The following is a 26,500-nucleotide window of genomic DNA, read 5'->3' as shown; positions in this document are numbered from 1 at the left end:
AACTTTTAGTTTTGTGATAATTTTTAGATTGTAGAGCTTTTTTGTAGGAGAAAAAAAATGAAGAAATTTTTTCTAGGTATGTTGTTAGCTATAAGTTTTCCTCTATTGTTAATAGCAGCATCAGAGAGTGCATCTATGGATGTTCCTGCTGAAGTAGTCAGCCCTGATTCAGGTTCTAGTACAAATCAACCTGAAGATATAGAGACAACAGAGGATTTTGAGTCTGAATGTAATAAGGCTCAAAATAATAGTGCAGATAATTCTGAGAATGATCAGCAAGAAATTGATGGTGTTAATGAGGCTGAAAATAGCCTAGTTAGTAGCTGATAGTAGTTATTGTTACATCTAATCCATTCATTAAGAAATGTTGTGAAATTGCTGATCCCATTGTACCAGCCCCAACAACTTCAATGCTTTTAATTAACTTCATTATAAACCCCTTACTTTAAAAGAATATTTGATTTATTAAATTTTAAACCACTGATTATAGCTATAACTAGTCCTAACGTCGTCAATATACCCCCAACACAATTGGGAGAAACATCTCCGAACCCAGCACCAAGTGCTAATCCTGATAAATATACCCCTAATGAAATACCAATGCCAAATCCTGTTATATTTGCCGTCGCAGCAAGTGTTTCTGCACCTTTAGCTTTAGCTTTAGTTATAGTGTATTGCATTAGTGGTGATATTAAAGAAAAGCCAATTAATCCTAAAAAGAATAAAGTTATTATCGATAAGATTTGATAGTGCGCTGTAAATGTAAATAAAAACAATATGGATGCAAGTAATGTCAGTAAAACATACACCATAGTGTCCACACCAAACTTATCAGAAGCTTTACCTCCTAGAATATTGCCCAATACAGCACCAAGCCCATATATAGCTGTAATCCAAGGTATAAAAGATTGCGAAAACCCTGTAACATTTACTATCAATTCTGATACATAAGTATAGGAAGCAAGCATTCCACTGTAGCCTAGTGACACAGTACAAAAAGCCAACCAGAACCGGACTTCTTTAAAAAGTTTCAACTCATCTAAAACATTTACACTTGATATAACTGATTTTTTAGGAATGAAAATAGCAATGCCTACACAGCCAATTAGTGAACATATGGATAAAATCCAAAAAACAGATCTCCATCCAATATTTTGACCTAGCTCAGTACCTATAGGCACCCCTATAAGGTTTGATAGGGTCAACCCTGTAAACATAAAAGCAATAGCACTAGCTTTTTTATTTGACGGTACCATATTACTAACTACCACAGCCCCAATACCAAAGAAAGATCCATGTGCAAGTGATGAAATAAATCTACCTACTAATAAAATATTATAGGTTGTAGATAGCGCTGAGATAATAACTGCTAAAATGAGCATTACCATAAGGAAGTAAAGAACATATTTACGTGTCATTTTAAATGTTATAATAGCTATTATTGGAGCGCTAATTCCTGCACCTAATGTAAAAATTGACGTTAACCATCCCGCCATTGATGGAGTCAGAGAAAAACTATGAGATATATTTGGTAACAACCCTATAGTAATAAATTCATTTGTTCCAAGAAAAAATGCACAGATAGCCATCGCTGTAAGTCCTAAAAATACTTGTAAAGAATGGTTTTTATGTTTTTTTAATTTAATTAGTGTCATTTTATTGCCTTATGTAGGTAAATCTTATTTCTATAAGAATATTATCTTGATTTTTATGTTGTGTTAATGGTTTAAATATAGAAACATTGATCTAAAAAAAGATCAGTAAAATAAGAGTTTTACATTATTTTAAATTTTAAAAGTTTTTTAAAGATTATATAGTTAATCCGATAGTTATTTGACAATAATGTTATAATATTTAGAAAAAATGTCATCATATAGCCAAGATTTCAGAGATATCGTAATAACTAAATATAAAGAAGGCCTAACAGACAAAGAGCTAAGTAATTTTTTTAATATAGATATCCGTACTACTAGATCTTGGATAAACTTATACGAGACAACTGGTGATTATAAATCTAAGCAAGGCTTGGGTTGCGGTAGAGTAGCAACCTTTACAGATAAGGAAGCGATAGAAAGCTACTTAAGAACATATCCAGATGCAATGGCTTTAGATATTAGAGAAGCATTAGCTCCTGAAATACCTAGAAGCACATTTTATGATTGTCTTACCAGACTTGGTTTTAGTTTTAAAAAAAGACACCTAAATATAAGCAAAGAAAAGAACAAGATAGGCAAAGTTTTATAGAGGTTGTTGAGACTATTGAACCTAACAAACTTGTATATTTAGATGAAATGGGTATGGATAATAAACAGTCTGTACTAAGAGGATGGTCTCTTGTTGGTAAACCTAGCTATGGTGAAGTTATTGCTTATCAAACTCAGAGAAAAAGTATAGTTGCTGGTTATAACTATTTAGAAAAGAAGATTATAGCACCGCTAGAGTATACTGGATATACAGATACTCAAATTTTTAATCAGTGGTTTGAAGAGCATTTATGTCCTGAGTTAATTCCAAAGACTACTGTTGTTATGGATAATGCTAGTTTTCATAAGTCTCCTAAATTGGCTAAAATAGCAGAGAAGTTTGATATACAGATACTATACCTTCCTGCTTATTCTCCTGATTTAAATCCTATAGAAAAAATTTGGGCCAATTTTAAAAGAATTTTAAGAAAAGTAAATAATTCTTTTGATAATTTATCTGATGCTATTACTCACGTCTTTAGCACAATATTATCAGATTAACTATATTTGAGATTTGAGTACTTATTATAAATAGAACATATTTAATATTTATGTTAATTTTATTAATAAGAAGTAAATTATATAGGTGAGGGTATGATAAAAAATAGTTTTTAATTAAAAAGTAGGAGAAATGTTATGAAAAAATCATGGATAAGTTTGGTAATTTTAATTATGTGTGCGTCACCATTATTGGCAGTAGATCTTTCCTCAGCTGGTGGTCACGATGAGTCATATCAAGCTGGCCAACAGTTAGCGCAGGCAGTTGATACTACTCAAGATAAATTTGATCAGGCACAGGATGCCATGAAAGAGATGGCTTCTAATACACAGAATAATACTTCTGTTGCTGTAGAAACTATTAAAGATAAATCCAAGGTTGCTCAAAATGTTATGGATAATAAAGCAGTTCAAGTTAAAAATAAAACATCTAATGCAATTGATAACTTTAAACAAGGTTATTATGATGAAAGCAACCAATAATTGAAATTTAGATATGGTATTTTAATGAAAAAAATAAAAAAGATTATAAGGAGAATAAATACTCCATTGATTGTTTTTTTGCTACTTGTTGGAGGTTTGCTTATAGTTGCTAATATTAAGAGTGAACCTATAAAAAAAGCTAAAGAAACAGTAAATTCTACAGTAAATAAAATATCTATAAAACTTAATGAAGCAGCTCAGAGTGATCAACAAGATGTGTAATGAATGAGATTAGGCCTACCTAATAAATATTGTTGGATTAATTTTTATTCTTTTAATTACTTTATATAGTAGGTGAATGTTCCAATATATCATTGATATACTTGATGCTGTTGCAAGCCCGTAGACACCCCAATATTTAGTAAATACAATGCCCAGTCCTATATTTATTAGTAAGGCTATATAAAAAGCAAAACAGGTGGTTTTTTCATAACCTGCCATATTAAGTATTGTAGCAACACATCCTGAAAGAATATTGACTATTTGTCCTACCATAAGGATACAAAATATAAAATATGAAGCTGTATACTGATCACCGTATAGTAATGTAATAGGGTATCCACAAATAATAAGCCCTAAAATAGCAAAGATAGATAAAATAAATATGATTCTAGTATATGAAGTTATCTTTTTTTGAAATTCTTTTAGTGAACAGTTTTTATAATCATCTGCTATCTGGGATAAGACATTTGAATTAACAGCATTTAAAACAAAGCTAACTAGAGCTCCTAATTGTAAAGCAACACCATAAAGAGCTACATTTGCAGGAATCGATAAGCCTTTTAGAATTATGATATCAATTTGTGATAAAAGCAGTAATCCCCATTGCATCAATGCAAAGGAAAGATTACTACCTACAGATTTTTTACTTTTGAATGTATATTTAGAGGTTTGAGCAAGCCATATAACAGTTGTGTATAGGATCATAAGTATAACCATTGATCCTATAAGCATGGTAGTGCCATGAATATAAAAACATATAAAGATAATAGTCATGGTAAGCATGATTATTCTTAAGCCAAGTTGAATGAAATTTGCTAATATAACGACTCTTTTGGCAACAAAAAATGATTGAAAAATATTTGCCATAAAAAAAGGAATAGCAAAAAGTAGGGTGAAGTTTTCTATAGTGTTATCGGTATATTTAGCATGATTATAAAAAATAATTAGGCTAATCATTAAAATAACAAATATAAATCCCCTTTTAAAATACCAGTTATGTACGAGAAAAGTTTCTTTATTTCTATCAAATATATTATTATGTATGTTTGATTTACCCCAAGTTCTGGCTAAAATTCCTCCAGCCCCCATAGTTGCAATAACGGCTAATATTGATGCAATTGTTACACCGAATATGTAAAAGCCATAGTCATTTATGCTTAGGTGTCTTGCTAATAAAATTGCTGTAATAAAGGCAGACCCTTGACCTAATGCTTGAACAATCATTGTGAGAATAGATTTTGATAAGATTTGGTTTGAGCGTATTTTCTTTATCAAGGCTTTTATTAGTTTAGTTAAACTAAGCAAGATTTTAACAGTAATAGTAATAGAATATAAGTTAAAATTGAAGGTCTCTATAAAGCTTGATTTTTTCTATAAGTCTCTAGTGCTAGTGCTAGAGAGCCTTTAACACCTGTGTTATCACTAAATGAAGCCGGTACTACAAAGTTAGAAATATTTTTTAGGGCAGGATACTCAAGGTAATTATTTAAATATTTAGTTAGCTTATTTCTAATTTTATTAAATAAGAATTTTTTATGCATAACTCCTCCACCTAAGATTATTTTTTCAGGTGAAAATGAGAAAGTATAATTTACCAAGGCTTTTGCTAAATATTCAGATTCAAACTCCCATGCAATATGATTGTCAGGAAGTTTTTCAGCTGAGCTGACATTCCATCTTTTATTTATAGCAGTCCCTGAGGCAAGACCTTCGATACAGTTGTTATGAAAAGGGCAACAGCCTTTGAAAGTATCATTGGGATTCTGGGGTACAAATAAATGACCAATTTCTGGATGCATAGCTCCTTGGATAAGCTGATTGTTACATATTACTCCACCACCTATACCTGTTCCAACAGTTAAGTAAAGTATATTTTTAAAATCTCTTCCAGCCCCCCAAAGATGTTCGCAAATTGCTGCAGCATTGACATCAGTGTTAAAACCTATAGGACCGTCATAGATTGATTTTATAGCAGCTAAAATATTAAATTGTTGCCAGGCTGTTTTTGGGGTATTAGTTATATAACCATATGTCGTTGATGCTTGGTTAATATCAATAGGGCCAAAACAAGCTAAGCCAATAGCAGCTAATTCATATTTTTGTTGATAATTCTGCAAAATCATTAAAACTTTGGTTATTGTTTCTTCTGGTGTAGTTGTATCTGTACGGTGACGTTCTAGGACATTGCCTTGCATATCACCAACGGTTGTGAAAAACTTGGTTCCTCCAGCTTCAATACCAGCTAAATACATTTTGTTTTCTTTTATTTTGAATGTGAAAATAATTATTAAATATTAGCACTGATTATATGTTTATAGAATTGTTTTTTTGCTTAATAGTTCTATAAATTTTGTTAAAGATTTTTTTTCAAAACTATATTTTAATTCTACTTCAGCTTGTTCTAGACAATCATCCATGTAGCTTGTTATGAATTTTATATATTCTTCATTTTTTAGCTGCTTAGATATGTGTATTAAGCTTTTTTGAATTCGTTTAGCTATTAGTAAATTATTACTGCCGTAAATCCTAATATATTCAAAGCCACTTAGGATAAACCTATCAATAGAGATATCGTCAATATGGAGATTATTATATATGACTCTAGGATTTAAATCATCAAACTCAAATAGGCACTTAAGACAACGATTAATAGCATCAATCACATTAATAGCTGTTCCAGGGTCATTTATGGCAGGGCTTAAAGCTTTAGCTGCAATTTCACTAAGAGTTTCTATGCCATATACAGGGTCTTCTATGAAGTTTTTCTCATCAGATATTACAAAATTATTTGATATTTCAATTAATTTTTCTTTAGACAAATATTTTGGAGATTTAATATAGGCAATAACCTCTGAGCTTGCTAGGTGTTCGCCCTTATATTTAACAATATATAGTTAATCCGATAGTTATTTGACAATAATGTTATAATATTTAGAAAAAATGTCATCATATAGCCAAGATTTCAGAGATATCGTAATAACTAAATATAAAGAAGGCCTAACAGACAAAGAGCTAAGTAATTTTTTTAATATAGATATCCGTACTACTAGATCTTGGATAAACTTATACGAGACAACTGGTGATTATAAATCTAAGCAAGGCTTGGGTTGCGGTAGAGTAGCAACCTTTACAGATAAGGAAGCGATAGAAAGCTACTTAAGAACATATCCAGATGCAATGGCTTTAGATATTAGAGAAGCATTAGCTCCTGAAATACCTAGAAGCACATTTTATGATTGTCTTACCAGACTTGGTTTTAGTTTTAAAAAAAGACACCTAAATATAAGCAAAGAAAAGAACAAGATAGGCAAAGTTTTATAGAGGTTGTTGAGACTATTGAACCTAACAAACTTGTATATTTAGATGAAATGGGTATGGATAATAAACAGTCTGTACTAAGAGGATGGTCTCTTGTTGGTAAACCTAGCTATGGTGAAGTTATTGCTTATCAAACTCAGAGAAAAAGTATAGTTGCTGGTTATAACTATTTAGAAAAGAAGATTATAGCACCGCTAGAGTATACTGGATATACAGATACTCAAATTCTTAATCAGTGGTTTGAAGAGCATTTATGTCCTGAGTTAATTCCAAAGACTACTGTTGTTATGGATAATGCTAGTTTTCATAAGTCTCCTAAATTGGCTAAAATAGCAGAGAAGTTTGATATACAGATACTATACCTTCCTGCTTATTCTCCTGATTTAAATCCTATAGAAAAAATTTGGGCCAATTTTAAAAGAATTTTAAGAAAAGTAAATAATTCTTTTGATAATTTATCTGATGCTATTACTCACGTCTTTAGCACAATATTATCAGATTAACTATATAATTGAGCATTTATATTTTTACAATAGTCGTCAAGGCTCTCCAAATGAATTTCATTAAGAAAGCCATAGCTTTGCGAGTATACTGGTATTACGTTTTTGGGAATTTTATTGCTTTCAAATTTATTACAGTTTATGTATGGATTCTTAGCATATTTTTTAACAGCTAAAAGAGCCTGGTTTTCAGTTTTTTGGAGAATAGTTTTTACTTGCCCTAATTTAGCAATATTATCAATCCATATGATAAAAGTAAAAATTACCCATATAAACACTAAAATAGTCATTAGAAATATTAAGAAAACACCAGTTTCATTAAATATGCCTGATTTAATACCAATAGTAGCAACAACTCCGTAAATAAATGCTCCTATAAAAGCCGAAGTAGCCTTGTGAGATGTACTATCACGTAATAGTAAAGACAAAACTCTCGGTGTCCCTGATTGGCTTGCTGAAGAGTAAGCTGTAACTATTGCACCTACAGCAAATACCATAGCTGCTATCATACTAGTTGTAATTATAGAAAGTAGAGAATCTACTGTATCTTGGCTGATCTTAGTAGAATAAATACCAATTAGTTTCTGCAAACAGTAACAAATGTAAAGACTTAAAGTTGCTAAAATACAATATGCTAAAGGCTTATACCAAAGTTTACTTTTTAAGTTATATAGCTGATGTTTAATTAAGTTAAATAATTTAGACATAAATCAACTAATTCTCATATAGGTGTGCCTTGGTGAAACATTAATAACCAACTATTATTAGAAAACTTCCATAATGAACTTCGATTAGCCCTTAGCTTATCAACAAATGCTTCACTAATATAGGTTACTAAGCATACATTATCAGATATTCTATGTATTTTGAATTTTTCAAGTGGTAGTTTTGCATTAATTTCTTGAGCTGGGTGAGATAAGGTTTGTTTTTTACTATAAGTTCTGCCTGAGCGTCCAAATTCTAAAAAATTTTGATCTAAGATTTTATTCATATAATTGTTATCAAATCTGGTTTTTTCTAACCATAGAGATTCTTCTAGCATTTCTAATTGGTTTATATCTATATCATTCACTAGTATTAATCCTTTTATTTAATAACTGAAATACCACCCATATAATTTATTAGTGCATCAGGAATCATGATAGAACCATCTTCTTGTTGATAGTTTTCTATAATTGCTAAAAGAGTCCTGCCAACAGCTAAGCCAGAACCATTTAGAGTATGGACTAGTTTGGGTTTTTTCATTGAGGCGTCTTTGTGTCTTGCTTTCATACGACGAGCTTGGAAGTCTCCACACCAACTGCATGATGAAATCTCTCTATAGGTGTTTTGAGATGGCAACCAAACTTCCAAGTCATAAGTTTTTTTAGCATGAGAGCCCATATCTCCAGTACAGAGTTTCATAACTCTATAAGGAAGGTTTAGCTTTTGGAGAATTTTCTCAGCATGAGATGTTAATAATTCAAGCGACTCTTCACCTTTATTTGCAGTGGTGATATGGACGAGTTCAACTTTCTCAAACTGATGTTGGCGTATCATCCCTTTTGTATCACGACCATAAGAACCTGCTTCACTTCTAAAGCAAGGTGTGTGAGCAGTATAGAGTCTTGGAAGTGATTCTGTATCAAGTATTTCATCTCTAACCATATTTGTAAGAGGTACTTCACCTGTAGGGATTAGGCTATAATTAAAATCACCCTCTAGATTAAATAAATCTTCGCCAAATTTTGGAAGTTGACCTGTACCGTATAGACTATCTTGGTTAACCATAAATGGGACATATAATTCTTCATAACCATGTTTTTCAGTATGAATATCAAGCATGAATTGACTTAATGCTCGATGTAGCTTAGCAATTTTACTTTTAAGTACGACAAATCTGCTACCAGTAATTTTAGCAGCTACCTGAAAATCGATCATCCCAAGAGCTTCACCTAAATCAGCATGGTCTTTCGCATGAGCTTCAGCATGAAATTCACGAGGAATTCCCCATTTTCTAATCTCAATATTTTCGTTTTCATCCTTGCCTGTTGGCACATCGTCTGCAGGGATATTAGGCATAGATAATAAGGACTGGTTTATTGATTCTAGAAGTTCTTTCAAATCTTTTTCAATAGTTTTAAGTTCTTCATTAATAATATTAACTTTTGTGAAAATGTCACTTGCATCTTCACCTTGAGCTTTTCTTTTACCTATTTCTTTTGAGATGATATTACGCTGCGATTGTAATTCTTGAGTTTTTTCTTGCAGTTGTTTTCTTCTTGCTTCTTGGGTTTCAAATTCAGTTATATCAAACTGATAACCTCTAGTTGCAAGCTTTGCTGCAACTTCTTGTAAATTATCCTTAATATATTTAGTATCAAGCATTGTTTGTGAAGTCCTTATTTTTCAAATTTAAAAATGGTTTTGCCTGTCATTTCTTTAGGTTGAGGTATATTCATTACATTAAGTATAGTTGGTGCAATATCAGAGAGCTTGCCTTCATTTATGGCTACTTGAGCTTCTTTATGACCTACATAAACAAAAGGTACCAAGTTTGTTGTGTGGGCTGTATGGGGCTTTTGAGTTTTTGGATTAAGCATCATATCGGCATTACCATGATCAGCTGTGATAAACATATTACCATCATTTTCTAAAATTACGTCTTTAAGTCTAGCTATACATTTATCTAGATATTCTATTGCTTGTACTGCTGCTTCATAATTTCCAGTATGGCCTACCATATCTGAGTTTGCATAATTACAAACAATACAGTCATACTTACCACTATTAATAGCGTTAACTAATTTATCTGTAACTTCAGGAGCAGACATTTCAGGTTGTAAATCATAGGTGGCAACCTTGGGAGAGGGAATTAAAATTCTATCTTCACCTTCAAATTGATCTTCCTTACCGCCATTAAAGAAGAATGTTACATGTGGGTATTTCTCAGTCTCAGAGATACGTAACTGAGTTTTATGATTTTTCATAAGAATCTCACCTAGTGTATTAATAGGTTGATCTGGAGGGAAGGCTACTGCGCACTCTAATTTTGAGTCATATTCTGTAAGAGTTGTAAAATTGATATTTAGGTGATTAGGCCTTAAAAAGTGATCGAACTTTTTATCAGTAAAAGCGTGACTAATTTCCCTAGCTCTATCTGCTCGAAAGTTCATGAAAATTACGCTATCTTTATTTTCTATCTTTATGAGTTTATTGTTTTTCTTAATACAGGTAGGTACAACAAACTCATCTGATTGATTACGGGCATATGATTGTTCTAATGCTTCTAATGCGGAATTGTTTATATATTCGGCCTCAGCATTGACTATTGCATTATAGGCTTTTTCGACTCTGTCCCAGCGATTATCTCTATCCATCGCATAATATCTACCAGAAACACTAGCAATATATCCAAGCTTAGAATCTTGGAGTAACTTGTCAGCTTTTTTTATAGATTCTTCAGCTGAGCGTGGGGGGGTATCTCTACCATCTAAGAAAGCATGTAAATAAACTTTTTTTACACCTTTCTGTTTGGCAATTTTTATCATTTCAAAAATATGCTCTTCGTGGGAGTGAACTCCACCAGGTGAAAGCAGCCCCATTAGATGTAAACTAGAATTGTTTTCTATAGCGTTATTTAGTGCTTTACATATGTTTAGGTTTTTTGATAGAGTTTTATCTTCAATAGCTTTATCAATTTTTGTGAGCTCTTGATATACTACTCTACCACAGCCTATATTTACATGACCTACTTCTGAGTTTCCCATTTGTCCTCTTGGGAGTCCAACTTCTGTACTTGAAGCATTGATAAGAGTTTTTGGAAAATCTTGCCAAATACTATCCCAGGCAGGCGTACTAGCATTTTTGATTGCATTAAAATAGTCACTTTCACTATAACCCCAACCATCTAGAATTACTAAAAGAGTAGTCTGTTTCATAATTTGCCTCAAAGATTTAATTTTGAAATAGCTTTTTCATATTTTGGTAATTATAGCTTTATATTTGAAGTTTGTCTGCTTAGATATATAAGTTTTAAGATTTTTATCTTTTTTAATATAAAAAATAGTGATTTATTTAGGTTGCATTTTCCAAGCTGTTTACTCTTCTAATTTCAACTTGCTGGTTAGGGATGATGATGGCTATAATTAGGCCAATGATGGCTACTATCACAAGCAGCAAACATAATCCCATGGTTGGAGATAACCAGCCCATAATAATAGTCGCTATCATAGGTGCAAACCCTGATAATGAAGCACCAAAACCAAATCCTATAGAACAGCCTGTAGCTCTGACTCTTGGTGGAAATATCTCTGTATAATATGGAGTAGAAACTCCTTGTATTATTGAAGTTAGTATGGCCATAGCAATAACCATGCTTGTAATTAATGCGATATTGTTAACTTGCATTAACATTACCATAGGCACACATAAGAATAATAGAATTAAATATCCAGCAATATGTGTTTTTTTACGACCCAATATATCTGATAAGTACCCAGATAGCGGCATAACAATGCACATAATAGCTACACTGATTGTATTAATGGCTAAAGCAGAGGAGAGACTAAGACCAAGCTCCGTTTCCATATAGGTTACCATATAGGTTACATCAAGATAGTAAAGAATCATTGCTGTAGTCGATAATAAAATAACTAAAGTTAAGCGCCATGGGTAATATTTAAGTAACTGGCTAACAGGCTCAACTTTAAAGTTATTTTCGGTATTTTCTATTTTTGAATCCTCTTTGATAAAGAAATGAATTAACAGTAAAAAGAACCCTAATGCAAAAGGCACACGCCAAGCATAATATTGTAAAGATTCAGGTAAGAAATTTAATGTTAAATAACTTATACCAGATGCGAGTAAGAAGCCAACTACAGCTGTAGAATATGCCACCGCAAGGTTAAAACCTGTGTATGTTTGCTGTTCAGCCGTTAATGTCATTAAATTCCCAAATTGACCACCTGCAGAAAGGCCTTGGAAAACCCGAACTAAAATTAATAATACAGGTGCCCAAATGCCTATGCTATTATAATTTGGTAAAAATGCCATCACTACGGTTGGTATAGCCATAAATATAATTGCTATATTCATAGCATAATGACGCCCTAATTTGTCTCCAATTCTGCCAAAAATTATTGATCCTATCGGGCGAGCTATAAACCCAGCTGCAAAAGCACCAAAAGTTGCTATAAGTGCTACCCATGCATCTGTTTTTGGAAAAAATTGGACTGCAATTACTGTTGCAAAATAACCATATAGTGAAAAGTCATACCATTCGATAATATTGCCAAAAGAGTTTTTTAGTGTACGAAATATTCGTTCAATCATAACAAAGGTTTTTATATTCCTTATTTTGTTGTTTATCAGATTTGTTATCGTTTTATGGTAACGAATATTGACTAAATAAGCAATTAAGCTATTTGGTTTGACATAATAGACGAGTTAGTTATTTATGTGGTGTAAGTTTTCTTATATAATTTTAGTAGTTTTGATATCTTTTAATATTTTTTTATGAAAAAAAATAAATTACCTGTGCTTAATAAAGCAAAATCATTGAATACCTTGATTGAGGCCTATACTGAAGAGCTTAAAAATAAAGGTTTTAAAGGAGATGTTCATTTAGATTATGCTTCAAGAATATCTTCATCAATGGATAATAGTGTATATATTGTTGTTCCTGCACTAGTTGTTTTTCCTTATGATAAGGATGATGTAGGTAGAATTTTTGCTTTGGCAAGTAAAAAAGAGTATCGTGAAATTAAATTTTCTCCACGAGGTGGCGGCACTGGTACAGCAGGTCATTCATTATGTGCTGGAGTGATAATTGATAGTAGCCGTTATATGAACAATATTTTAGAAATAGATCTAGAAAAAAAGTTTGTTAAAGTTCAGCCTGGGGTTGTTTTGGATCAATTAAATGATTCATTAGCTGATTCTGAGTATTTTTTTGCTCCTAATCTCTCACCTAGTAATAGGGCTACGCTTGGAGGAATGGTTAACACAGATGCTTGCGGCAAAGGATCAAGGATTTATGGACGTACTAGTGCTCATATTTTAGAATTAGAATGTGTTTTAGTCAATGGCCAAAAACTGTTGACTAAAAAAGTTAATATCAGCGATTTACAATTATCTAGTTTGATTGAGGTTGAAAAAAATATTTATACTACGCTTATGGAGCAAGTTGTTGATAAATATTCAATAATAGAAAATAAATTACCAAAGTTAAGTAGATTTTTAACAGGTTATAATCTATCTCATACATATAACAAACAAGATAATGTAATAGATTTGAGCTATTTGATTTCAGGCTCAGAAGGAACACTTGCTTTTGTCACGGAATTAACACTTAAATTGACCAAAAAACCTAAATATAAAGCTTTGTTTGCAATCTCATACTCTAATTTTGATGAAGCATTGAAGTCAGCTAGAGAATTATTATCTTCCAACCCATCAGCTATTGAAACTATTGATAGTAATATTGTTAATATCGCGAAAAAAGATGAGATATATCATAAAGTAAAAGACATGTTAGAAAAAAATGGCTCAATAAATTTTGCGGCTATAAATTTTGTAGAGTTCATTGCAGATAGTCAATCTCAATTAGATACTAAAACTATAGGGCTAGAGAAACTATTGCTTGGTAAACACTCTGATTTTCATTTTACAGATAATCAGGTAGATATGGATAGCTTATGGGAACTTCGTAAAAAAGCAGTAGGTTTGCTTGGAGCTATGAAGGGAAATCGTAAACCTATTCCTTTTATTGAAGATACTGTTGTAGCTCCTGAAAAATTAGCAAATTATATAAAAGAATTAACTTTATTGTTAGATTCATATGGGATTAGATATGGTATGTTTGGACATGTAGATGTTGGCTGTCTTCATGTTAGGCCAGCTTTAGATATGAGTTCACCAGAAGATTCGCAAATGTTAAAGCAGATAATTAAAAAAGTTAATCAGTTGGTTATAAAATATGGAGGAATTCTTTGTGGTGAGCATGGCCATGGATTTAGAAGCGAATATTTAAAAGATTATTTTGGAGAGGAACTTTATGAATCATTAGGACATATTAAGAAAGCATTTGACCCTTATAATCAGCTTAATCCAGGTAAAATTACTACTCCTGCCGGTAGCTCTGATTCATTAGTTAAAGTTGATGGACCTTTTAGAGGATATTCCGACCATGAAGTTCCTATAGAAATGCGTCAACAGTTTTCAGGAGCTTTTAACTGTAATGGTAATTCTCAGTGTTTAAATTATAACCTTGATACAGTAATTTGTCCTTCTGCAAAAGCTAGTAGAAACTGGTTATACTCTCCAAAAGGAAGATCTGCTATCTTACGTGAGTGGCTTAAGCAATTATCAGCTGCAGGATATTCAACTGTTAGCAAAATAAAGGCTAGCGGATTTGATAAACAAGAAGATTTTTTAGATGATTTTTCACATCAAGTTTATGATTCATTAGACAAGTGTCTAGGTTGTAAAGCTTGTTTAACAGGCTGTCCAATCAAGGTTGACATACCAACTATGAAATCTCAATTTTTGGAAAATTACCATACTAAATATAAAAGACCAGGCATAGATTATTTTGTTAAATATAGTGAAGCAATACTTAGTTTCAATCTAAATATGCCAAAAATTTTTAACGATATGTTTAATACTCAGTTTATTAGATCTGGTTTAACTAATATAGTTGGTTTTACAGATGCCCCTCTTATAAGTGCATTAAACTTAAAATCAGAATTAAGACAGAGAAATGCCCCAGAATTCAATATTCAAGAAATTGAGGGGTTAAGTCTTGAGAAAAAGAAAAAAACTATTTGTATAGTTCAGGATATATTTACTTCCTTATATGATACTCATATAGTTTTGACGACATATGATTTTTTAACAGCTCTAGGTTTTAGAGTTTATTTTGTACCTTTTAAAATAAATGGTAAACCTGCGCATGTGAAGGGATTTCTTAAGTATTTTAAAAAAAAGGCTCTTAAGGCTACCTTACTATATAATAAAATAGCTGAAGCAAAGGTTGAGATGATAGGTATTGATCCTGCAATGACATTAGTTTATAGAGATGAATACTTAAGCGTCTGCAGAGATCAAGTTAGATTCAAAGTTAGGCTTTTACAAGAGTGGCTTGTAAGAAAGTTAGATATTTTACCCCCTATGCATAATATGATTAAGAGGGAATTTAATCTTTTTGGTCATTGTACAGAGAAATCTTTGTCGGCACTATCGGCATCACATTGGAGTAAAATACTTAATCATTTTGGTGTGAAAGCAAAAGCTATTGATGTTGGGTGTTGTGGTATGTCTGGAAGTTTTGGGCATGAATTTAAACATATTGATACATCAAAGCATATATATAATTTGAGTTGGAAAGCTAAAATACAAGCAGGTGGAATAAGAGGTTCTTTAGCAACAGGATTTTCTTGCAGATGTCAAGTAAAACGTATGGAAGGCCACACAATTAAGCATCCGATAGAAATTTTGGAATTAAATAGAAAAAAACAGCAAAAAGTGTTGACACAAAAGATAGGATCAGTATAATAGTCAACATTCCTCGGGTTGTTAGCTCAGTCGGTAGAGCAGTTGGCTTTTAACCAATTGGTCACAGGTTCGAATCCTGTACAACCCACCACTCATTCACTCTATTTTATAAAGCCAAAAATCACATGAGAATGTTAATTTTTAGCTATACATCAATATTGGTTATAATTTTTCAAAAACTTTTTATAAATAGATATCAAATAAATATAGTGATTAAAATTATTTAGTAATGCTTAAGAATTTTAGTTGTATTTCTTCTAGAGAGAAAAAGTATAAGGAAGTAATTTTCTTGTAGTGGTATTTAATTTATTAGTTTCATTTATATTAGTTAGAAGTATTGGGCAGTCTAGGTTTAAATGTTCAGACATGATTTGTCGACAAGACCCACATGGTGATACAGCTTTTTCTGTATCAGCTACTACAGCTATCATTAAAATATCATCCTTACGATACCCTTGGCTATAAGCATAGGATATTGCAGTTCTTTCTGCACATATAGTTAAACCAAGAGTACAGTTCTCTACATTAGCACCGCTTATTATCTCACCATCTTTTAGTAATAGAGCGGCCCCTACTTTAAATTTAGAGTAGGGCGCATAAGCATTATTAAATGCTTTTTTTGCATACTCTATTAATTGTTGTTGATGTTTTTCTGTCATATATATCCTTTTGTTATTCTTAAAAAAGAAACGGGGATAAATTTTACACTATATTTTTAAATACTACTATTTCAAATTAGCAAATAAGTTGTTGATAGAGTTTGTTTATTTATATATTCCTTTATAATACTACAAACTTAAATTTGATGATTAAATTATAGAATGATAAAACATCACTATGCCAACTTTGCGACAATAGAAAATTTTTTGCTATGTAAAACGCCAGATCAATGGGTTAATAAAGCTTTAAGTAATATTGATTTGATGCTTTTAGATCATGCGCATTGTGAAATGAAAGCAGCCTCTTCAGCAATGACTTATATATATAGGCATCCAGATAAGTATGACCTAATTACTAAAATGTCTAAGATTGCCAGAGAAGAGCTTGTTCACTTTGAACAAGTTATGAGGATCCTTAAGCAAAGAAATATTAAGTATAAGGCAATATCTGCATCAAGGTATGCAAACCAGTTAATAAAAACTGCAAGAACAGGTAAAGAGGGGCGTTTTGTTGATGCTTTGATAATAGGAGCTTATATTGAAGCTCGTTCTTGTGAGCGCTTTGCAAAGATAGCACCATTTTTAGATGAAAAGCTCCAAAAATTTTATAATGGGTTGCTAGAGTCAGAAAAAAGACATTTTACAATATATCTTAGTTTTGCTGAGAAGTATGCCTCAGATGACATTGGTTATCATATACAGAGAATTGGTGAAGCTGAGCAAGAGCTTATTTTAACGCCGGATAGTGAGTTTCGTTTTCATAGTGGTGTGTGAATTCTAATTAGACTATATATTAAAAATATAGCAATATAAGGATTTACAAGATGATAACACTAAGAAAAATGGTAATAACATAGGCAGTAGCAGATGTACTATCAAAAAGTGAGCTAAATTTATCAACTATGTTTGACAAAAAATGATTTGTTGAAAAAACTGATTTTATCAAAATTTTAGCCAAAATTAGACGTCTAAATGTGCTCCATCATCGCACTTAATTTAACATTGCTCAGAATTCTAAATAAATCTTTTTATAGTTAAATCATTAGTATCAATTAAAAATTTTTGCTCTAGATAAGATTTAATTTTATGATTTTTTATAATTGAATAAAGCTTATGTATATCAATATACATTTCTCTATCTTCAGTCATTTTTGTTATATGTTTCCGTAAAATAGTATGACTTAAGTCTGGTTCTATATCGGAATTATCTTCTTTTATGAAATCAAATGCCTATGCGGCAGTTAACCACTCTATTGAAAGTATAAAAGTTAAATTTTCAATTATTTTAAGTGTTTTTTGTGCAGCATGTGTTCCCATACTAATATGATCTTCTTGTCCAGCAGAGGTTGGTATAGAATCAACTGATGCTGGATGTGATAATACTTTATTTTTTGCAACTAGATCAGCACTAACATATTGTGCAATCATAAATCCAGTATTATGGCCGGAGGACTCAATTAAAAAAGGAGGAAGGTCGCTTAGGTATAGTTAATCCGATAGTTATTTGACAATAATGTTATAATATTTAGAAAAAATGTCATCATATAGCCAAGATTTCAGAGATATCGTAATAACTAAATATAAAGAAGGCCTAACAGACAAAGAGCTAAGTAATTTTTTTAATATAGATATCCGTACTACTAGATCTTGGATAAACTTATACGAGACAACTGGTGATTATAAATCTAAGCAAGGCTTGGGTTGCGGTAGAGTAGCAACCTTTACAGATAAGGAAGCGATAGAAAGCTACTTAAGAACATATCCAGATGCAATGGCTTTAGATATTAGAGAAGCATTAGCTCCTGAAATACCTAGAAGCACATTTTATGATTGTCTTACCAGACTTGGTTTTAGTTTTTAAAAAAGACACCTAAATATAAGCAAAGAAAAGAACAAGATAGGCAAAGTTTTATAGAGGTTGTTGAGACTATTGAACCTAACAAACTTGTATATTTAGATGAAATGGGTATGGATAATAAACAGTCTGTACTAAGAGGATGGTCTCTTGTTGGTAAACCTAGCTATGGTGAAGTTATTGCTTATCAAACTCAGAGAAAAAGTATAGTTGCTGGTTATAACTATTTAGAAAAGAAGATTATAGCACCGCTAGAGTATACTGGATATACAGATACTCAAATTTTTAATCAGTGGTTTGAAGAGCATTTATGTCCTGAGTTAATTCCAAAGACTACTGTTGTTATGGATAATGCTAGTTTTCATAAGTCTCCTAAATTGGCTAAAATAGCAGAGAAGTTTGATATACAGATACTATACCTTCCTGCTTATTCTCCTGATTTAAATCCTATAGAAAAAATTTGGGCCAATTTTAAAAGAATTTTAAGAAAAGTAAATAATTCTTTTGATAATTTATCTGATGCTATTACTCACGTCTTTAGCACAATATTATCAGATTAACTATATATTAAACTTTGGGGGCCATAACAATCATAAACCTGCATACTAATCATAGGAAAAAAACCAGAAAGTCCAGCACCTATGCTCCATGATATCGCGCTTCCAGTCATTCTCCATTTTGGAAAAAAACTTCTGCTGATACAGAGGATATTCCGCTAATAATAAGTGTATGACAAATAACCAATAGAGAACTTAAAACTATGATGAATAATATAGAATGTGTTTGTATGAATAAAAACACAATAAAGGCAGTAGCAATTGTTCCTAATATAGAAGTTTTTTGCTTGCCAAAATAATCTGCAATCACCCCTGCAACAGGGTAAAGAACACACCCTAAGATCATTTGAATTATACTAATAATATAAGCAGTGTTAGGCGAAAGTTTTAATACGAATGTTAAATAAGTATATAAAAAGGTATATGAAAAAAAATACATACATCCTGAATACCAAGAAAGAATGATAATTCCAGCGATTGCTCTATATTGTGTTAAAAATAGCTCTTTAAGTTTAAAGTGTATTACTTCTTCTTTATTGTTTTGATTTGATATTTTATAATCTTTTTCTATACAAAAAAAATGAAATACTAAGCCAAAAACACCACTTAATATAAAAGCAATTCTCCATATATAGCTTTTATATTCTGTAGGAATAACTTGAGTTAAAATAATAGCAATAATGATAGCTAACAATAAACCAGTTGTTGAGACGGTATAGGCTATATTTGCAAAAAATGAACGTTTCTTTAATGTTATATTAGTAACAATTGACATAAGACCTGAAAATTGAGCTCCTGCACAAAAACCCTGGCCTAGTCTTAACATAATTAATAAAAATAAAGAATAACCTCCTAGGATCGAATAATCTGGAATAAAAGCAATTAGAAAAGAGCAAGCTGACATTCCGTATACTGAAAAATTTACAGCAAAATAATGTCCATACTTATCACCTATTTTTCCTAGAATAAACCCGCCTATAGGTCTTGCTAAAAAACCAATTCCAAAAATAAAAAATAATTCTATAATTGATTTCATCTCACTACCATTAGGAAATAATGCCGTACTAATAGCTAATGAATAATAAGCAAATAAGCTGAAATCGTACCATTCTATAATATTACCAATGGATGCTTTTAAAAATCTTTTAGTACCACTCATATCTATATAGTTCTAACTTTTTTAAGTAGTTAATTATTTAACCTAACATATTCCTATTAGGTCAAATAAACATTTTATAGCAAGTTGAATTAATTTTATTGAATTATAAACATCTTTAAAATCACTATATTTAAGATATTTCAAAGTTAGTTCAAGCTTTTTTATTATTGATTTTATTTTTTGTTTTATTTCGTCGGGTATAATAAACAGCTCTTTTTTATATGCTATTTCCATTTATGCTAAATAGTCTTACATTTTTTAGGGTTATTCTCTAAATATATCAATTTTAAGTTTGCACTTAACTTCTTTATATATTCTATGGTTAGCAGTTTTTTGATATTTACTAATTCAATCTTTTATTGCTTCATAATAAATATCTAAAGTATCTAAAATTTAGTTGTGATTGTATCTAGATTTAAATAATTGGTAGTTTCCATTTATATATTATAGCCATGACCCTTATGGTTAAGCCAATACTTATTATGATTGCTGCGCTGACATATAAATTTATATTTAAATATATGAAAATAATATTCATTCCACCAACGATTCCAGCTACTGATGCATAGAGTTCAGATTTAAAAGCCACAGGAATGTCATTACAAATCATATCCCGCATTATGCCTCCAGATACTCCATTTAGTATGGCAATAACTATACTAACGGTTAATACCCCAAAAAAGTGCATTTGAAAAATATCTGTGCAAATCTGATAAGCAATACTACTGCCTATATATGCAAATGCAATTAATCCTATAGAATCGAGGATTAGAAAAACTTTGTAAAATTTATTTATGTATTTTTGTGTAAAAATTGCAACTATAGAAAAGAATAAGCAAATAACGATGTAGCGAGGGTGAAGTATAATAGTTACAGGTAGGTTGCCTAGCATAACATCTCGAACTACCCCTCCGCCAAGAGCTGTTGTTAAAGCAATAGCTACAACTCCGAATGCATCCATGTTTCTTCGTGATGAAGATATAACACCAGTCATACTCTCAGCGATTATCCCCAATAAAAACATTATTGTAAATATTAAAGGTGCTGTAATGCCAATATGATACATAATGAGTCCTAATGATATATTTTATTGTTATTTTAGAGATTATTTTTATAAATTAAATCATTTTTTACTTATTAATTTTACTGAAATGTTTGATGTGGTTTTTTCTTTTAAGATACTGAAACCTTCTAAACTATAACCAGCTTGTTTTTCAGTCTCTATATATATTAGAGTTTCTGAATGGATTTGATCATTGTTTAGGATTGATTTTAAAGCCTTTGGAAGGATATTTTTGTTAAAAGGCGGATCTAGGAAAATTATAAGTTTGGAGCTTGCTATATTTAAGCAATCAAGAGCTTTTATACTATCGGTTTTATAGAGTTCGAAATTTTTGATACTAAGGGTTTCTAGATTGTTTTTTATTTGCTGTAATGCTTTAAAGCTTAATTCATAGAATATAGCTTTAGATGCTCCTCGAGAGATACTTTCTATCCCTAGGCTACCACTACCAGCAAAAGCATCAATACAAACACAGTCATGTATATACGGAGTAAGCCAATTGAAGATAGTTTCTTTTAGTTGGTCAGAAGTAGGACGTAAACCACTAATGCTAGGAAACTTAAGTCTACGATTTTTGTATTTACCAGCAATTACACGTATAGAGTTTGTTTTCACTTGTTACACATCTCCAACCATGACTGTTATAGGTTGATTATGTTGGATTGCTAAAAAAGCTTCTTGGATTTGTACAGAAGTTACATTATTGATATTTTTAACGTATGTACTAAAAAAGTCTAAAGATAGATCCTTGTTTGCTATTGAGGATAACATACTAAGCTTAGAACTGTTTTTAACAGAACCTAGTAGGTGTGTTCCTTCAATATGTTTTTTAGAATTTTGTAAACTTTCTTCATCAATAAGCTTATTGATGAAGTTACTGTAAACATTATTTATAGTTTCTAAAGCAAGAGAAGGGTTGCTTGTTTGAGCAGATATTATAAAACTACCATAATCAGGGTTAAGATTTATACTACTACCAATATTATAAACTAGACCAAGTTCTTCACGAACTTTGTTAAATAATAGTGAATTAAGTCCACCACCACCTAATATTTCATTACCAAGTTTTAATGGGAAGTATAAAGGGTCTTGAATATCTAGTAGTAACTGATGACCAAATAAAATAGATGTTTGTTTGCTATCAAATCTTTCTTTAAGAATTAGAGAATCATTTTTTTGTTGTTGAAATGTTTGAATGTTTTTTTTACCAATTGGTAAATAGCTAATTATTTCACTAGAAATATCCTCAGCTTGAGATTGGCTTATAGCACCGACAATACATATATCAGCATTGCTAGCACAGATAAATTTATCAAAAAAGCTATTAATATCAGTAGTTGTAATGTTTTTAACACTTTCACTATAACCTATGGTTGGACAACTATACGGATTGTTTGCAAAAATATTTTTTGAAAACTCTAAAGATGCTAAATAGTTGGCTTGAAGGCTTAAGTAGTTTATGTGTGTTAGGGTTTGGATTTTTTCCCTTTCTAAAATGTTAGCATCAAACATCGGAGTTCTAAAGATCTCTCCTAAGATTTTAAGAGTGTTTTCAATAATATTAGATTCGTTAAGTAAACGTATTTTTATATTAAAGAATTCTTTGTTTGTTTCTGCATGTATTGATATACCATTATCAGTGATTGTATTTATAAGATCTTGTTCATTAGAGTTTAGAGTTCTTGTGGCAAACATGCTAACTGCTAAGTCAGCAAGGCCATTTAATCTTGCATCAAAAGCAGATCCAGCTCTAAATTTGAGTTGGATATCAAGCATGGGTAGATCTTGGGAGCCTTGGAAATATACAGAAGTATTGTTAATATCAAATTTGTGTATCATGTTTTAATCTCTTAATAGGTGCAAGCAAGTAAGGTTTTGTTTATCAAAATATCTATCTAATACTCGATTAACATCATTTGTTGTAATATTGTGTAGTTTTTCTAAATAGTTATAATAATCAGTATCAAGGTTAATACTAGCTAATGAACCAATAAGATTTGCCTGGGTTTCTAGGGAGTCCATAGCAAATACATTATCAGCTTTAATTGTAACTTTGGCCCTGTTCAATTGCTCCTGAGTAACTCCTTTAATTTTTAGGTTATTTATAGTAGTCTCAATTTTAGTTTGAATATTCTCTAAATTTTGATCATCATTCGCAATAGCAGTAATTATAAATATATCCTCACCTTTGGTAAAAGGAGAATATTCACTATCAATATGGCAGCATAGGTTTTCTTCTCGGACAAGTTCTTGTTGGAGTATGGACGCATCCGCGCTCCCTAGTATATTGTTTAGAATCATAAGAGCAAAGGGGTCATTATTCTCATATTTAGTAGTTAAAGAGGGTGTGATATACCCTAATATCATCGCAGCGGTGTCATTAGGAGATTTTTTTACTTCTAAATATCTGTAGCCAGTATTTATTAGGCTATTTTCTTTTTTTATATCAAGTATCTGTGATTTTGGAATATCTCCAAAATAATCTTGTACCATAGCAATGGCTGAAGAGCTATCTATATCACCAACTAAAACAATACTGGAATTGTTTGGAGCATAGTTTTGTTGATACCAATCTTTAAGATTTGTAAGAGTGTAATTTTCAATATCTTCCCGCCAGCCTATAATTGGGGTGTGCCTAGAGTTCTGTTTATAAGCAAGCTGCATAAATTGTTCAAAAGCATAACTAAAAGCTTTATCATCAACGCGTAGATTTCTTTCTTCTAAAACAACCTTTTTTTCTGGAGCAAATTCTTTTTCATCAAATAATAAATTTGACATACGTGAAGATTCTATTGAAAGGCTTAGCTCTAGGTTTTTTTTGTGCCAAAATTGATAATACGCTGTATAGTCAAAGCTAGTAAAAGCATTTTGAATACCACCATTATTTTCTACGAGATTATTAAGGTCATCCTTTGAATATTTGTTAGTTCCTTTAAACATCATGTGTTCAAGCATATGAGATATACCTGTGAGTTTTTGTGGCTCATAAGTTGAACCAACTTTGTACCAAATTTGTGACAAAACTACAGGAGCGCGTGTATCTTTTTTGATGTATATATCAAGATTGTTATTTAGAGAGTGTTTATGTATATCCATATCTTTATGTTTCTTTTGATTTTATAAATAGGTAAATTAGCAATACTAGGGCCAAGACAGTTGGTCCAGCGGCTCCAAAAATAGGAGGTATATGTAAAATAAGAGCAATAGGTCCAAAAATCTGGTTTATAATAAAGAATGAGAAGCCAAAAAATGCTCCTAAAAGTAATTTAATAATTAGTGTTGATGATCTTGTTGATCCGATGCTCAAAGGTACTGATAGTAATATTAATACCATTAGGGATATTGGCTGAAATACCTCTTGCCAGAATTTGAGTGAAATAGAGTCTTTGGCTTGACTATTTGAAAGCATATAGCTGCTTAATTGTGTAAAATTTAGATAGTCATTGTCATTTATAGTTATTACTTTTGCTACTGATATAGGTATTGGATTTGACCATGTTGTTTCTTTTTGGTTTTTGACAATTGTTATGTGCTTTTGCTCACTCTTTGTAGGAAATATTATTTTACTTATGTCATATACATTAGCTGATGCATCTTGAGTGTACCTTGCACTTTCTGCATAACGAATTTCTTTGACCATATTGTTTTGTATAATAAATTTTCTAATACCATAAGCTTTTTTATTAATAGGATCAATATTTGCAATATTCATAAAACCAGTATCTGTTTTTAACCATAGATTATGAGTGTTGTAAGCAACGATATTTGCATCGGCTAATTTTTGAAGTACTGGGGCTATATATCCACCAAATATTACCGTAGCAAAAGATCCAATTAAACCAACTAAAATCACTCCTTTTGCAATTTGCACAGTTGAGCGCCCCGAAGATCTAAGAACAATAATTTCAGAATTATTGGCCAATAAGCTTAAACCCATTAATGCTCCTACCATAGCGCAAGCTGGTAGCAGAGTATACAGGATTCCAGGTAATTGATATAAGGTTACTACTATAAGTTCTATATTACTAAGTTTGGCATCGTTGTTACTAACTTGAGCAAGATATGTGAAAATAAAAAATAAAATACAAAAAATTATTGAAACTATAAGAAAGCTTCCAAATACAGTTTTAAAAATATAACGATCTATACGGTTTAATAGCATTATTTATCCTTTTTTAGAAGATCCGTTTTGTTTTCTAATTGCTCTAATAGAAAATACAACAAAAAATACATGAGGTAGCCAAAAGCCTATCCAAACGGGTATGCTACCATTAGCCATACATGTGTTAATAAACATATTTGAGCATAAGTATATTGCTAAAACTATTACTGATGGTAATAATTTAGCGTATTTATTTTGTCTTGGTCTTAGCCTACATAGGGCAAGTGCTAATATGGCAGCAACTATTACAGATATTGAATTATTGATGCGAGAAAAAAACTCAGCCTGATACAGTCTACCATTATTTTTATTTAAAAAATGCGTTATTAAATAATTCATATATAAACGATCTACTTTTTGGTGATCATAATCTCGATCAGAATTATCATATATTCTATAAATTGCTTGTTTAGCTTTGTCATAACTTGATTCGAAGTTTTTTTGATTTCGCGTATAGATATTTACATTATGAAATTCAATATATGCAGACTCACCATCTGAATTAACTTCAGCTGTAGGAGCAGTTATAACTTTATATTCGTCATCATTTTCTGTTTGCTGATATAAGAATACATTATTTAAAATATTTCCAGATTTGTTTTTTATATATATGATTTTGCCATCTGGAGTGTTTATTATTTTGTCATCAGTAATTGATGAGAGTAAAGCTTTTGCTGATAATGAAGATTGATATATATCTAAAGTTTGTTTAGATAGTGGGGTTATGTACATGGTTGTTATAATAGTTAACACTGTCAAAGCTAAAGCTGGCTTTAGAGTGTTTTTTACTATTTCCATCCATGTAACACCTCCAGCAAGGGTTACAAACATTTCATTATTTGAAAAGTATTTACCAAAGCAGATGATTATTGCTAAAAACATAGCTATTGGTGCAATCAGGCTTACATTTTCTGGAACAGTTAATATTACAAACTTTAAAATCGAATCAATTCCTAAGCCTTGAGAGTACGCTTTTTGGAATAGTCTAATTAAAAGGTTTGCTGATACAATAGATATTATAAATAAAGTTATAGATGTAAAGGTATTGACTATGTCTTTATTGTAATATTTTTCTAGGATCAAAACTGGCTACTATATTCTGTAAAATCACGCTAGTAGCAATTCTATATTTTTTATAACCAAAAGTCAGTAGCTAACATTGGCTTAGGCTTAAAATTGATGTTTTGATAGCTATTTTTTGTTATTATGTTTAGAAAATTATTTTTATAAAAAGAAAATGGAGCTT

Annotated in this window: 26 protein-coding genes, 1 tRNA gene and 2 pseudogenes; 9 read left to right on the top strand and 20 right to left on the bottom strand. The window is 31.1% G+C overall.

Going from position 1 to position 26,500, the window contains the following annotated elements; all coding sequences use genetic code 11:
* The first annotated feature begins 57 nt into the window (after window positions 1–57).
* Window positions 58–327 carry a hypothetical protein gene (locus ACR0PV_RS07180; RefSeq protein ID WP_488172448.1) on the top strand — a complete coding sequence of 90 codons (270 nt, stop codon included), beginning with the start codon at window positions 58–60 and terminating at the stop codon, window positions 325–327.
* Here the strand turns inward: ACR0PV_RS07180 and ACR0PV_RS07175 are convergent.
* Both ACR0PV_RS07175 and ACR0PV_RS07170 read right to left on the bottom strand, forming a co-directional pair.
* Window positions 317–430, bottom strand: a complete 114-nt coding sequence (locus ACR0PV_RS07175) for a 3-hydroxyacyl-CoA dehydrogenase NAD-binding domain-containing protein (RefSeq protein WP_488172447.1) — start codon at window positions 428–430, stop codon at window positions 317–319. The genes ACR0PV_RS07180 and ACR0PV_RS07175 overlap by 11 nt on opposite strands.
* A 10-nt stretch (window positions 431–440) precedes the next feature.
* Entirely contained in the window at window positions 441–1,655 is a 1,215-nt protein-coding gene (locus ACR0PV_RS07170) for an MFS transporter (RefSeq protein WP_488172446.1), read from the bottom strand.
* Window positions 1,656–1,863: 208 nt separating this feature from the next.
* On the opposite strand from ACR0PV_RS07170, the gene ACR0PV_RS07165 reads away from it, so the two are divergent.
* The 3 genes from ACR0PV_RS07165 (at window position 1,864) to ACR0PV_RS07155 (ending at window position 3,446) form a co-directional block, all read left to right on the top strand.
* Window positions 1,864–2,744, top strand: a protein-coding gene (locus tag ACR0PV_RS07165; RefSeq protein ID WP_488172194.1) for an IS630 family transposase whose coding sequence is annotated in 2 segments (ribosomal slippage) — window positions 1,864–2,188 and window positions 2,188–2,744 — 882 coding nt in all. Because the reading frame shifts where the segments join, the coding sequence is not laid out codon by codon here.
* 171 nt (window positions 2,745–2,915) lie between these two features.
* The gene (locus tag ACR0PV_RS07160; protein WP_488172445.1) at window positions 2,916–3,224 is read left to right on the top strand and encodes a hypothetical protein; all 309 of its coding nucleotides are present in this window, start codon (window positions 2,916–2,918) and stop codon (window positions 3,222–3,224) included.
* Window positions 3,225–3,248: 24 nt separating this feature from the next.
* Window positions 3,249–3,446: a hypothetical protein gene (locus ACR0PV_RS07155; protein ID WP_488172444.1), complete on the top strand. Its 198-nt coding sequence runs from the start codon at window positions 3,249–3,251 to the stop codon at window positions 3,444–3,446.
* Between the two features lie 15 nt (window positions 3,447–3,461).
* Here ACR0PV_RS07155 and ACR0PV_RS07150 read toward each other — a convergent pair whose 3' ends face one another.
* The 3 genes from ACR0PV_RS07150 to ACR0PV_RS07140 form a co-directional block, all read right to left on the bottom strand.
* Window positions 3,462–4,721 carry a lipopolysaccharide biosynthesis protein gene (locus ACR0PV_RS07150; RefSeq protein ID WP_488172443.1) on the bottom strand — a complete coding sequence of 420 codons (1,260 nt, stop codon included), beginning with the start codon at window positions 4,719–4,721 and terminating at the stop codon, window positions 3,462–3,464.
* A 77-nt stretch (window positions 4,722–4,798) separates the two neighbouring features.
* Window positions 4,799–5,698: an ROK family protein gene (locus ACR0PV_RS07145; protein ID WP_488172442.1), complete on the bottom strand. Its 900-nt coding sequence runs from the start codon at window positions 5,696–5,698 to the stop codon at window positions 4,799–4,801.
* 60 nt (window positions 5,699–5,758) lie between these two features.
* Window positions 5,759–6,334, bottom strand: coding sequence for a DUF2254 family protein (locus ACR0PV_RS07140; RefSeq protein WP_488173978.1), 576 nt, complete (start codon window positions 6,332–6,334; stop codon window positions 5,759–5,761).
* A gap of 52 nt (window positions 6,335–6,386) precedes the next feature.
* On the opposite strand from ACR0PV_RS07140, the gene ACR0PV_RS07135 reads away from it, so the two are divergent.
* A protein-coding gene (locus ACR0PV_RS07135) for an IS630 family transposase (protein ID WP_488172178.1) occupies window positions 6,387–7,267 on the top strand; the annotation gives its coding sequence in 2 pieces (ribosomal slippage) (window positions 6,387–6,711 and window positions 6,711–7,267; 882 coding nt in all).
* Here the strand turns inward: ACR0PV_RS07135 and ACR0PV_RS07130 are convergent.
* From ACR0PV_RS07130 to ACR0PV_RS07110, 5 genes are all read right to left on the bottom strand, one after another.
* The gene (locus ACR0PV_RS07130; RefSeq protein WP_488172441.1) at window positions 7,264–7,971 is read right to left on the bottom strand and encodes a DUF2254 family protein; all 708 of its coding nucleotides are present in this window, start codon (window positions 7,969–7,971) and stop codon (window positions 7,264–7,266) included. The two genes, ACR0PV_RS07135 and ACR0PV_RS07130, sit on opposite strands and share 4 nt — an antisense overlap.
* A 14-nt stretch (window positions 7,972–7,985) precedes the next feature.
* Window positions 7,986–8,336, bottom strand: coding sequence for a nuclear transport factor 2 family protein (locus tag ACR0PV_RS07125; RefSeq protein ID WP_488172440.1), 351 nt, complete (start codon window positions 8,334–8,336; stop codon window positions 7,986–7,988).
* Between the two features lie 14 nt (window positions 8,337–8,350).
* Window positions 8,351–9,631: a serine--tRNA ligase gene (gene serS, locus ACR0PV_RS07120; RefSeq protein ID WP_488172439.1), complete on the bottom strand. Its 1,281-nt coding sequence runs from the start codon at window positions 9,629–9,631 to the stop codon at window positions 8,351–8,353.
* 14 nt (window positions 9,632–9,645) lie between these two features.
* Entirely contained in the window at window positions 9,646–11,184 is a 1,539-nt protein-coding gene (gene gpmI / locus ACR0PV_RS07115; RefSeq protein ID WP_488172438.1) for a 2,3-bisphosphoglycerate-independent phosphoglycerate mutase, read from the bottom strand.
* 136 nt (window positions 11,185–11,320) lie between these two features.
* The gene (locus ACR0PV_RS07110) at window positions 11,321–12,577 is read right to left on the bottom strand and encodes an MFS transporter (protein WP_488172437.1); all 1,257 of its coding nucleotides are present in this window, start codon (window positions 12,575–12,577) and stop codon (window positions 11,321–11,323) included.
* A 183-nt stretch (window positions 12,578–12,760) separates the two neighbouring features.
* Between ACR0PV_RS07110 and ACR0PV_RS07105 the strand changes: the two genes are divergently transcribed.
* Entirely contained in the window at window positions 12,761–15,799 is a 3,039-nt protein-coding gene (locus ACR0PV_RS07105) for an FAD-binding and (Fe-S)-binding domain-containing protein (RefSeq protein ID WP_488172436.1), read from the top strand.
* Between the two features lie 15 nt (window positions 15,800–15,814).
* A tRNA-Lys gene (locus tag ACR0PV_RS07100) sits at window positions 15,815–15,890 on the top strand.
* Window positions 15,891–16,056: 166 nt separating this feature from the next.
* Here the strand turns inward: ACR0PV_RS07100 and cdd are convergent.
* Window positions 16,057–16,464, bottom strand: coding sequence for a cytidine deaminase (cdd, locus tag ACR0PV_RS07095; RefSeq protein WP_488173977.1), 408 nt, complete (start codon window positions 16,462–16,464; stop codon window positions 16,057–16,059).
* Window positions 16,465–16,620: 156 nt separating this feature from the next.
* Between cdd and ACR0PV_RS07090 the strand changes: the two genes are divergently transcribed.
* The gene (locus ACR0PV_RS07090; RefSeq protein ID WP_488172435.1) at window positions 16,621–17,232 is read left to right on the top strand and encodes a MiaE family protein; all 612 of its coding nucleotides are present in this window, start codon (window positions 16,621–16,623) and stop codon (window positions 17,230–17,232) included.
* 240 nt (window positions 17,233–17,472) lie between these two features.
* Here the strand turns inward: ACR0PV_RS07090 and ACR0PV_RS07085 are convergent, their stop codons facing one another.
* Both ACR0PV_RS07085 and ACR0PV_RS07080 read right to left on the bottom strand, forming a co-directional pair.
* Complete coding sequence (locus ACR0PV_RS07085) at window positions 17,473–17,607, bottom strand: hypothetical protein (protein ID WP_488172434.1); 135 nt, start codon at window positions 17,605–17,607, stop codon at window positions 17,473–17,475.
* A gap of 81 nt (window positions 17,608–17,688) precedes the next feature.
* A pseudogene (locus ACR0PV_RS07080) lies at window positions 17,689–17,925 on the bottom strand (aromatic amino acid lyase); the annotation flags it as partial.
* 67 nt (window positions 17,926–17,992) lie between these two features.
* On the opposite strand from ACR0PV_RS07080, the gene ACR0PV_RS07075 reads away from it, so the two are divergent.
* Window positions 17,993–18,873 (top strand): IS630 family transposase gene (locus ACR0PV_RS07075; protein WP_488172153.1). Its coding sequence is split into 2 segments (ribosomal slippage): window positions 17,993–18,317 and window positions 18,317–18,873, totalling 882 coding nucleotides; the frame shifts between segments, so codons are not numbered across the junction.
* 106 nt (window positions 18,874–18,979) lie between these two features.
* Here ACR0PV_RS07075 and ACR0PV_RS07070 read toward each other — a convergent pair.
* From ACR0PV_RS07070 to lptF, 7 genes and pseudogenes are all read right to left on the bottom strand, one after another.
* Window positions 18,980–20,029 (bottom strand): MFS transporter, encoded by a 1,050-nt coding sequence (locus ACR0PV_RS07070; RefSeq protein WP_488172433.1) that lies wholly within the window; start codon window positions 20,027–20,029, stop codon window positions 18,980–18,982.
* A gap of 415 nt (window positions 20,030–20,444) precedes the next feature.
* Entirely contained in the window at window positions 20,445–21,095 is a 651-nt protein-coding gene (locus tag ACR0PV_RS07065; protein WP_488172432.1) for a trimeric intracellular cation channel family protein, read from the bottom strand.
* Window positions 21,096–21,127: 32 nt separating this feature from the next.
* A pseudogene (gene rsmD / locus ACR0PV_RS07060) lies at window positions 21,128–21,707 on the bottom strand (16S rRNA (guanine(966)-N(2))-methyltransferase RsmD).
* Between the two features lie 3 nt (window positions 21,708–21,710).
* Window positions 21,711–22,931 carry a M16 family metallopeptidase gene (locus ACR0PV_RS07055; RefSeq protein WP_488172431.1) on the bottom strand — a complete coding sequence of 407 codons (1,221 nt, stop codon included), beginning with the start codon at window positions 22,929–22,931 and terminating at the stop codon, window positions 21,711–21,713.
* Between the two features lie 3 nt (window positions 22,932–22,934).
* Window positions 22,935–24,188, bottom strand: a complete 1,254-nt coding sequence (locus ACR0PV_RS07050; protein ID WP_488172430.1) for a M16 family metallopeptidase — start codon at window positions 24,186–24,188, stop codon at window positions 22,935–22,937.
* Between the two features lie 4 nt (window positions 24,189–24,192).
* Complete coding sequence (lptG, locus tag ACR0PV_RS07045) at window positions 24,193–25,254, bottom strand: LPS export ABC transporter permease LptG (RefSeq protein WP_488172429.1); 1,062 nt, start codon at window positions 25,252–25,254, stop codon at window positions 24,193–24,195.
* A gap of 3 nt (window positions 25,255–25,257) precedes the next feature.
* Window positions 25,258–26,337 carry an LPS export ABC transporter permease LptF gene (gene lptF, locus ACR0PV_RS07040; protein WP_488172428.1) on the bottom strand — a complete coding sequence of 360 codons (1,080 nt, stop codon included), beginning with the start codon at window positions 26,335–26,337 and terminating at the stop codon, window positions 25,258–25,260.
* Window positions 26,338–26,500: the final 163 nt, after the last annotated feature.

The organism is Francisella sp. AG1, assembly GCF_057683165.1.
This window is presented reverse-complemented; position numbering and strand designations above follow the sequence as displayed.